Genomic DNA, 10,153 nt, shown 5'->3' on the forward strand with positions numbered 1-10,153 from the left:
AGCAGCGCCTGGACCGCGGCCTGAAGCCCCTCGAACGTGGCATCGGCCGGGGCCTGGAGCAGCATCGCCTGGTGGAACCCGTCCACCGGGCCACCCAGCTCACGCAGCCAGCCCACGATCGGCGTCTCGGCCACGGTTCCCAGGCCCGCGCCCGGGTCCTCCGCCCGCGCGCCCGACACCGACTGCGCCACGGCGGCCAGCGCCTCGGGCGTGCGGTGCTGGAACACCTCGCGCGCGGTGAACACCAGACCGGCCCGGCGTGCGCGGCTGACGAGCTGGATCGACACGATGCTGTCGCCACCCAGCTCGAAGAAGCTGTCCTCCACCGACACCGACGCGACACCGAGCAACTCGGCGTAGATACCGCACAGCAGCTCCTCCCGCTCGTTGCGCGGAGCACGGCCCCGACCGGCACCCACGTACTCCGGGGCGGGAAGCTGCTTGCGGTCCAGCTTGCCGTTGGCCGTCAGCGGGAGGGAGTCCAGGGCCATGAACGCCGCCGGGACCATGTAGTCCGGCAGGGCGGCGGCGAGGTGCGAGCGGACGACGGCGGCGTCGAAGGGGACGCCGTCGCGCGGGACGACGTAGGCGACGAGCCGCTTGATGCCCGGGGTGTCCTCGCGGACGACCACGGCCGAGCGGACGGCGCCCTCGTAGCGGGCGAGGACCGTCTCGATCTCGCCGAGCTCGATCCGGAAACCGCGGATCTTGACCTGGTCGTCGGAGCGGCCCAGGTAGTCGAGCTGTCCGTCGCGGGTCCAGCGGACCGTGTCGCCGGTGCGGTACATGCGGCTGCCCGCCGGACCGTAGGGGTCCGCCACGAAGCGCTCCGCGGTCAGGTCGGCGCGGCCGAGGTAACCGCGGGCCAGGCCGGCGCCGGCGATGTACAGCTCGCCGGCCACGCCCGGGGCGACCGGCCGCAGCCGCTCGTCCAGGACGTAGGTGCGGGCGTTGGCGACGGGCCGGCCGACCAGCGGCCGGGAGACGTCCGAGGTGCGCGCCGTGAGGGTGTCGACGGTGGCCTCGGTCGGGCCGTACAGGTTGTACCCGGTGACGCCGGGGGTCTGCGCGAGCTCCTGCCACAGGGCGGGGCTCACGGCCTCGCCGCCGAGGGCGAGGATGCGGGGGCGGGCCCGCTCGTCGCGGACGAGGCCCTCCTCCAGGAGCTGCTCGGCGTAGGACGGGGTGAGCTCCATGAAGTCGATGCCGTGGGTCCGGACGTGGTCGACGAGGGCCGGCGCGTCGCGACGGGTGTCGTCGTCGACGAGGTGGAGTTCGTGCCCGGCGACGAGCCACAGCAGCGGGTCGAGGGAGGCGTCGAAGGAGACGGCGGCGGTGAGCGCGACCCGCAGGGGGCGGCCGGCTTGCGCGATCGCGTCCGCGTAGAGCTCGTCGAAGTGGTGGTGGAAGAGGTTCACCAGGCCGGTGTGCGGGACGACGACGCCCTTGGGCCGGCCGGTGGAGCCGGAGGTGTGGATGACGTACGCCGGGTGGCGCGCCTCCAGCGGGCGGACCCGGCCGGTGGCGGCCGGGGAGGTGTCCGGCAGGCTGCGCAGCGCCTGGGTGACGGCGGGCGACTCCAGGTCGAGGCGGATGCCGCCGCGGTCCACGGGCAGCGCGTCGCGGGCGCCGGCCGTGGTGATCACGGCGGCGGTGCCGGCGTCCTGGAGCACCTGGGCGATGCGGTCGGCGGGGTGGGTGGGGTCGACGGGCACGAACGCGGCGCCGGCCTTGGCCACCGCGAGCACGGCCACGACGAGGTCGGCGGTGCGGGGCAGCGCGACGGCGACGTAGTCCTCGGCGCCGATGCCGTGTCCGGCGAGCAGGTGGGCCAGCCGGTTGGCGCGGGCGTCGAGCTCGGCGAAGGTCAGCCGGTCGGGCCCGGCCACCAGGGCGGTCCGGTCCGGGGTGGCGGCGGCCTGCCGTTCGAAGAGGGCGGGCAGGGTGTCGGCGGGCACCGGGCGGTCCGTGTCGTTCCACTCGACCAGCACCGTGCGGCGTTCGGCGTCGGTGAGGACGTCGAGCCCGGACAGCGGGCGGTCGGGGTCGGTGACCAGGTCCGCCAGGATGCGGGTGAAGCGGTCGGCGAGGTCGGCGACGGTCTCGCGGTCGAACAGGTCGGTGGCGTACTCGATGCGGCCGCCGATCCCGGCGCTCGCCCCGTCGGCGGTGAACTCCTCGGCGAGCTGGAAGGACAGGTCGAACTTGGCGCCGTCGACGGTGACCTGCTCCACCTCGGCGGTCAGGCCGTCGAGGTCCAGGGCCGCGGCGGCGTTGTTCTGCAGGGACAGCATGACCTGGAACAGCGGGTGCCGGGCCAGCGAGCGCTCGGGGTTGAGCAGCTCGACCAGCCGCTCGAAGGGCACGTCCTGGTGGGCGTAGGCGGCCAGGTCCGCCTCGCGGACCCGCTCCAGCAGTTCACGGAAGGTGGGGTCGCCGGAGACGTCGGTGCGCAGCACCAGGGTGTTGACGAAGAAGCCGACGAGTTCGTCGAGGGCTTCGTCGGTACGGCCCGCGATCGGCGAGCCGATCGGGACGTCGTGGCCGGCGCCCAGGCGGTGCAGCAGCGTCGCCAGCGCCGCCTGGACGACCATGAAGACGCTGGCGCGGGTGGCGCGGGCGAGTTCGGTGAGCCGGGCGTGGGCGTCGGCGGGCAGGTGCAGGGGCACGGTGTCGCCGCGGAAGCTCAGCTCCGCGGGACGCGGGCGGTCGGTCGGCAGGGCCAGCTCCTCGGGGAGCCGGTCCAGCGTCCGCTGCCAGTAGCCGATCTGGCGGGCCAGTTCGCTGCCGGGGGTGTGCTCGTCGCCGAGCACCTCCTCGCGCCACAGGGTGTAGTCGGCGTACTGGACCGGCAGCGGCTCCCAGCCGGGGGCCCGGCCGGCGCAGCGGGCCGCGTACGCCTCGGAGAGGTCGCGGGCCAGCGGCGCCATGGACCAGCCGTCGGCGGCGATGTGGTGCACGACCAGCAGCAGGACGTGCTCTGCGGTGTCCTGCGCGAACAGGTGGGCGCGGACGGGCAGGTCGGCGGCGAGGTCGAAGTCGCGCGCGGCCGCCTCGGCGAGGGCCTGCTGCGTGTACGGGGCGGTGTGCAGGACCGGCTGCACGGTGTCGGCGGCCAGGACCTGCTGGCGGGGCCGGCCGTCGGTGTCGGGGAAGACGGTGCGCAGCGCCTCGTGGCGGGCCACGACGTCGCCCAGGGCGGCGGTCAGCGCGGCGGTGTCGAGGGCTCCGGTGAGCCGGACGGCCAGCGGCAGGTTGTAGGTGCCGGTGCGCTCCTCGAAACGGTTGAGGAACCACAGCCGGCGCTGGGCGGGCGACAGGGGCACGGACTCCGGCCTGACCCGTACCGCCAGGGCCGGGCGGGCGGGCACGTGTCCCTCGCCGCCGAGGCGCTCGCAGAGCGCGGCGACGGTCGGGGCCTCGAACAGGGTGCGGACGGCGAGTTCGGCGCCGAAGAGGGTACGGACGCGGCTGACGACCCGGGTGGCGAGCAGGGAGTGGCCGCCGAGGTCGAAGAAGCTGTCGTCGATGGAGACCTGCTCGACGCCGAGGATCTCGGCGAAGAGCGCGGTCAGCTGCTCCTCCTGCGGGGTGCGCGGGGCTCGTCCGGTACCGGCCGCGGCCCCGAAGTCGGGGGCGGGCAGGGCGCGCCGGTCGAGCTTGCCGTTGGGGTTCAGCGGCAGCGCCGCGAGCGTGACGAAGGCGGACGGGACCATGTACTCGGGCAGGGCGGCCGCCACGTGGGCGCGCAGCTCCGCCGCGTCGGTGCCGGCGGCGGCCGGCGCCGCGGGCACGGTGTAGGCGACGATGCGCTGGTCGCCGGGGGTGTCCTCACGGACGACCACGGCCACCTGGCCCACCGCGGGGTGCCGGGCCAGGACCGCCTCGATCTCGCCGAGCTCGATGCGGAAGCCGCGCACCTTGACCTGGAAGTCGGTACGGCCCAGGTACTCGATCTGGCCGTCGGCGTCCCAGCGGACCAGGTCACCGGTGCGGTACATGCGCGAGCCGGCGGGGCCGTAGGGGTCGGCGACGAACCGCTCGGCGGTCAGGCCGGGCCGGTTCAGGTAGCCGCGGGCCAGACCGGAGCCGGCGAGGTAGAGCTCACCGGCGACGCCGGGCGGCACCGGGCGCAGGCGCTCGTCGAGGACGAGGGCCCGGGTGTTCTGGCGGGGCCGGCCGATGGGCGGGGTCCGCCCGTCGCGGCCGCGGCCCGCCTCGTCGTACCAGGCGGTGGCGTAGACGGTGGCCTCGGTGGGGCCGTAGATGTTGGCCAGGGCCGCGCCGGGCACGGCCGCGCGGATGGCGTCGGCGGTGTGCGCGGACAGGCCCTCGCCGGCCAGGACGACCAGGTCGGCGGCGAAGCGGGGGGTGTCGGACTGCGCGAGGGTGTGGGCGAGCGCCGAGGGGACGGCGCTGACCAGGCTGTAGTGGCGGCCGGGGGCCGCTTCCAGCAGCGCGAGGACATCGCGGACGATCTCGATGCGGCCGCCGGTCAGGAGCGGGCCGAACATCTCGAAGACGGAGACGTCGAAGTTGAGCGAGGTCGCGGCGAGGACGTCGGAGAGCCGTTCGGCGCCGATGGCGGACGCCGCCCAGGAGGCGAAGTCGGCCACGTTGCGGTGGGCGACGACCACGCCCTTGGGCCGGCCGGTGGAGCCGGAGGTGTAGATGACGTAGGCGGGGTGGCGCACGTCGAGGGGACGGATCCGCTCGGCGTCGGTCACGTCCGTGTCGTCCTGCGCGGCCAGGCGCTCACGCACCGCCTCGTCGTCCAGGAGCAGGGTGCGCACGCCCGGGGGCAGGACGGTCGCGGCCTCGGCGGTGGTGACCACGAGCGCCGGACGGGCGTCGTCCAGCATGTACGCGATGCGGTCGGCCGGGTAGCCGGGGTCGACGGGCAGGTAGGCGGCGCCGGACTTCAGTACGGCCAGCAGCGCGACGATCATCTCGGCGGTGCGCGGCAGGGTCAGCGCGACGAACCGCTCGGGGCCGGCTCCCTCGGCGATCAGCAGCCGGGCGAGCCGGTTGGCGCGGGCGTCGAGTTCCCCGTAGGACAGCTCACGGCCCGCGTGCAGGACCGCCGGGGCGTGCGGGGTACGGGCGGCCTGGGCGCGGAACAGCTCCGGCACGGTGGCGTCGGCGACCTCGCGGCCGGTGTCGTTCCACGCGTGCAGGACCTGGGCGCGTTCGGTGTCGGTGAGGACGTCGACGGCGCAGACCCGCAGGTCCGGGTCGGCGGTGACGGCGTCCAGCAGACGGGTCAGGCGGGCGCCGATGGTCTCGGCGGTGGTGCGGTCGAACAGGTCGGCGGCGTACTCGACGACGCCGCGCAGCCCGGCGGGACCGCCGTCGGCCGTGAAGGTCTCCTCCAGCGAGAACAGCAGGTCGAACTTGGCGGCCTCCAGGCGCACCGGCAGGGCGGTGGCGCGCAGGCCGTCGAGGTCGAGGGTGGCCTCCGCGTTGTTCTGGAAGGCCAGCATCACCTGGAACAGGGGGTGGCGGGCCAGCGAGCGGACCGGGTTGAGCACCTCGACCAGCCGCTCGAACGGCACGTCCTGGTGGGCGTACGCGGCGAGGTCGCCCTCGCGGACCCGGCCGAGGAGTTCGGCGAAGGTGGGGTCGCCGGACAGGTCGGTGCGCAGCACGAGGGTGTTGACGAAGAAGCCCACCAGGTCGTCGAGGGCCTCGTCGGTGCGGCCGGCGATGACGCTTCCCAGGGGGATGTCCTCGCCGGCGCCGAGCCGGCCCAGCAGGGCGGCGAGCGCGGCCTGGACGACCATGAAGACGCTGGCGTTGTGGGCGCGGGCGACGGCGGTGATCCGCTCGTGCACCTCGGCGGGGACGGTCAACGGGGCGGACTCGCCGCGGTAGCTGGCCTCGGCGGGGCGGGGCCGGTCGGTGGGCAGGGCCAGTTCCTCCGGCAGCCCGGCCAGGGTGGTGCGCCAGTGGTCGATCTGGCGGGCGAGCGGGCTGTCGGGGTCGGACTCGTCGCCGAGGACCTCGCGCTGCCACAGGGTGTAGTCGGCGTACTGGACCGGCAGCGGCTCCCAGGCCGGTGCCTGACCGCGGCGCCGGGCGTCGTGGGCGAGGCCGAGGTCGCGGGCGAACGGGGCCAGCGACCAGCCGTCGCCGGCGATGTGGTGCAGGACGACGACCAGGACGTGCTCGGTGGGCGACAGCCGCAGCAGCCGGGCCCGCAGCGGAGGCTGGGAGGTCAGGTCGAAGCCCTCGCCGACCGCGTCGGCGACGGCCGAGTCGACGTCGCCGTCGGCCAGGTCGACGACGGGCAGGGCGGGTGCGGACACCCCGGCCGGCAGGACCCACTGGCGTGGTCGGCCGTCCAGTTCGGGGAAGACGGTCCGCAGGCTCTCGTGCCGGTCGGTGACGTCGCCGAGGGCGGCGCGCAGCACGGCCGGGTCGAGCTCGCCGTCGAGGCGGAGCACCAGCGGCAGGTTGTAGGAGGCGTTGGGGCCTTCCAGACGGTTGAGGAACCACAGCCGGCGCTGCGCGGGCGAGAGCGGGACCTCCTCGGGCCGCGGCCGCGCGGTCAGCGCCGTACGGGCCTGACCGGCGCCCGCGATCCGGGCCGCGAGGGCGGCGACGGTCGGGGCCTCGAACAGGGTGCGCACGGCCAGTTCGACGCCGAAGACCGGGCGGATCCGGCTGACGAGACGGGTGGCGAGCAGGGAGTGACCGCCGAGGTCGAAGAAGCTGTCGTCGACGGAGACGGCCGGCAGACCGAGGACCGAGGCGAACAGTCCGGCGAGGATCTCCTCCTGCGGGGTCCGCGGCGCCCGGCCGCCCGAGCCCTCGGCGAGGCCGGGGGCGGGCAGCGCCCTCCGGTCGACCTTGCCGTTGCCGGTCAGCGGCAGCGTGTCCAGGGACACGTACGCGGAGGGCACCATGAAGGCGGGCAGCCCGTCGGCGGCGTGCTCGCGCAGCTCGGCGGGGGACGCCGGGGTGCCCGGCGCGGGCACGGTGTAGGCGACGATCCGCTGGTCGCCGGGGGTGTCCTCGCGGACGACCACGGCGGCCTGGGCGACGGCCGGGTGCCGGGCGAGCACGGCCTCGATCTCGCCGAGTTCGATGCGGAAGCCGCGCACCTTGACCTGGTCGTCGGTGCGGCCGAGGTAGTCGATGTGGCCGTCGGCGTTCCAGCGGGCCAGGTCACCGGTGCGGTACATGCGGGAGCCGGCGGGGCCGTAGGGGTCGGCGGTGAACCGCTCGGCGGTCAGGCCGGGCCGGCCGACGTAACCGCGGGCCAGACCGGATCCGGCGAGGTACAGCTCGCCGGCGACGCCCTGCGGGACGGGGCGCAGCGCCGGGTCGAGGACGTAGGCGCGCATGCCGTCCAGCGGGCGGCCGATGGGCACGCTGTCGCTGACGTCGGTGGCCGACAGGACGCGGTGGGTGGTGGCGAAGGTGGTGGTCTCGGTGGGCCCGTAGCCGTCCACGACGGTCAGGCCGGGGCAGGCCTCAAGGACGCGGCGGACCGCGCCGGCGGGCACGACGTCACCGCCGGTCCACACCTGGCTGACCCTGGAGAGGCAGCCCGGACCGTCCTCGGCGATCAGCCGGAACAGGCCGGCCGTCAGCCACAGGGCGCTCACCCCGTGGCGGGTCACGGTCTCGCGCAGCCGGACGGCGTCGAGGTCCCCGGCGGGCGCGACGACGACCTGGCCGCCGCCGAGCAGCGGCACCCACAGTTCGTAGGTGGAGGCGTCGAAGGCGGTGGGCGAGTGCAGCAGCACCCGCTCGTGCCCGGACGTGAAGCGGCGGTCCTCGGCGAGGGCCACGATGTCGCGGTGGGTGACCCCGACGCCCTTGGGCAGGCCGGTGGAGCCGGAGGTGAACATCACGTACGCGAGCTGGTCCGGGTGGACGGGCACGGCCGGGTCGTGCGCCGGGCCGTCCACGAGCGCCGGGCCGGCCTCGATGACGACGAGTCCGGTGCCGTCGGCGGCGGCGCCGCCCGTGACGGCCTCGGCCGCGGCGGCCGAGTCGGCGACGAGGACGGTGGCGCCGGTCTCGGCGAGGATGTGCCGCATCCGGGCCTGGGGGAAGCGCGGGTCGAGCGGGACGTACGCGCCGCCTGCCTTGAGGACGCCGAGGAGGGCGGCGACGAGGTCGGGTGAGCGCTCCATCAGGAGCGCGACCCGGTCCTCCGGGCGCACGCCCGCGGCGATCAGGCGGTGGGCGAGGCGGTTGGCGCGGGCGTCGAGGTCCCAGTACGAGAGGGTGCCCTCGTCGGACACCACGGCCTCGGTGGCCGGCGCCCAGGCGACCATGTCGGCGAACAGGGCGGTGACGGCCCGGTCGGTGGGGGCCACGTCCGGCGTCGTGTCGTTGAACTCGACGAGCAGCCGGGTCCGCTCGGCGTCGGCGAGCAGCGGGATCCGGCCGACGGGGGTGGCCAGCAGGCCGGGTGCGTCGTGCAGGACACCGGTCAGCCGGTCCACGAGGGCGTGGGCGGCCGGCGCGTCGAACAGGTCGGTACGGAAGTCCAGGCGGAGGTGGAGGCGCTCGCCGGGGACCGCGGTGAGGATCAGCGGGTAGTGGGTGGCGTCATGGCCCTCCAGGCCGGTGATCCGCAGGCCGCCGCCGATCTCCAGGACGTCGGCGTCGAGGGGGTAGTTCTCCAGGACCACGAGGGTGTCGAAGAGTTCGCCCAGGCCGGTGGTCTGCTGGAGGTCGGTCAGACCGAGGTACTGGTGGTCCATCAGGCCGGCCTGCTGGGCCTGGAGGCGGTCCAGGAGGGTGCCGAGCGGCTCGGCCGGGTCGAGGGCGACCCGGACCGGCAGGGTGTTGATGAACAGGCCGACCATCGACTCGATGCCCGGGACCTGCGGCGGACGGCCGGAGACGGTGCCGCCGAAGACCACGTCGGTGCGGCCGGTGAGCTGGCCGAGGACCATCGCCCAGGCGGCCTGGAGCAGGGTGTTGAGGGTGAACCCGCCGGCCCGGGTGGCGTCGGTGAGCCGCGCGGTGAGCTCGGCCGGCAGGTCGACGGTGACCCGGTCGGGTGCGGCGGGGCTGCCGTCGCGCCCCGCGGGTGCGACGAGGGTGGGCTCGGTCAGCCCGTCGAGGACCTCGTGCCAGGCGGCCTCGGCGGCGCTCCGGTCCTGCCCGGCGAGCCAGGTCAGGTAGTCGCGGTGCGGGGTGACGCGGGGCAGGTCGCTGCCGTCGCCGGAACGCCCGTACAGGGTCAGCAGTTCCTTGACGAGGACGGGCATGGACCAGCCGTCGAGCAGGATGTGGTGGTTGGTCAGGACCAGCCGGTGCCGTTCGGCCCCGGTGCGCAGCAGCGCGAAGCGCAGCAGCGGGGCGACGGCCGGGTCGAAGCGCGTGGCCCGGTCCTCGGTCGTCCAGGCGTGCACGGCGGCGTCCCGCTCGTCCTCGGGCAGGCCGGTGAGGTCGATCTCGGTCCAGGGCAGCTCGACCCGGGCCGGGATCACCTGGACGGGGGCGGTGAGGCCGCCGTCGTTGCGGAAGGCGGCGCGCAGCGCCGGGTGGCGGGCCAGCAGGGCCTCGGCGGCGGCGCTCAGCGAACGCGGGCGCAGCGGACCTTCGATGTCGAGGGCGAGCTGGACGGTGTAGACGTCCTCGCCCTCGGTGTCGTAGACGGCGTGGAAGAACAGGCCCTGCTGGAGCGGCGAGAGCGGCAGTACGTCGGCGAGGGGACCGTGGTCGGCCTCCAGCGCCTCGATCTGCTCCTGGGTGACCGACACCAGCGGACGCAGGTCCGACGGGGTCAGGCCGCCGGCGTCCTCGGTCGCGGCGTGCGCGGCCAGGGAACGCAGGGCCTCGAACCAGCCTTCGGCCAGGGAGCGGACCTCGTCCTCGGTGAACAGGGCGCCGGGCCAGGACCAGTCGGCGACGAGCCGGGGGCCGTCGGCGTGGTCCTGGGTGACGGCGTTGAGGTCGAGGACGTGGGTCAGGCGCATGCCGGGTTCGCGGCCGTCGCCGAGGTCGGCGTCGGAGCGCAGGGCCCAGTCGGCGCCCGTCCCCTCACCGGTGGTGGCCTCGAAACGGCCGAGGTAGTTGAAGCCGATCTGCGGGGCGGGCAGTGCGGCCAGGGCGGCCGCGGCCTCGGGGTGCGTGCCGGTGTGGCGCAGCAGGCCGTAGCCGATGCCGTTGTCGGGCAGGGCGT

1 protein-coding gene is annotated in these 10,153 nt (G+C 75.2%); it reads right to left on the reverse strand.

Annotation, left to right across the window (positions count from 1 at the left end):
• Nucleotides 1-10,153 (reverse strand): non-ribosomal peptide synthetase (locus tag EF918_RS26690; RefSeq protein ID WP_125651328.1); only part of this gene is annotated, 10,153 nt, incomplete at both ends.

It is taken from the genome of Streptomyces sp. WAC06614 (genome assembly GCF_003949795.1).
Lineage (GTDB): Bacteria > Actinomycetota > Actinomycetes > Streptomycetales > Streptomycetaceae > Streptomyces.